Source organism: Olavius algarvensis spirochete endosymbiont, from assembly GCA_900608495.1.
Taxonomy (GTDB): Bacteria; Spirochaetota; Spirochaetia; order DSM-2461; family DSM-2461; genus UBA2779.
Map to the genome: position 1 here is coordinate 1 of UWYT01000286.1, position 219 is coordinate 219.

A 219-nucleotide genomic window follows, 5' to 3' on the forward strand; every position below is an offset into this window, starting at 1 on the left:
TAAACTGCGCCGCAGTGCCGGTGCCATCCGCAAAACCCTCTGAGCCAGTGCCGGCCAAGGTGTTTACCACCCCCCCCGGCGTGATTTTCCGGATGCGGTTGTTGACACTATCTACCACATAGAAATTGCCGAATGAGTCCACAGCCACTTCGGAGGGGCACCTGAACTGTGCCGTGTTGCCGATGCCATTCCCAGAACTCGCTGTGCCACTGCCGGCTA

General features: G+C 58.9%; 1 protein-coding gene. It reads right to left on the reverse strand.

Going from position 1 to position 219, the window contains the following annotated elements:
- A partial coding sequence (locus S1OALGB6SA_RS08785; RefSeq protein ID WP_442789591.1) for an NHL repeat-containing protein occupies nt 1-219 on the reverse strand: 219 nt, incomplete at both ends.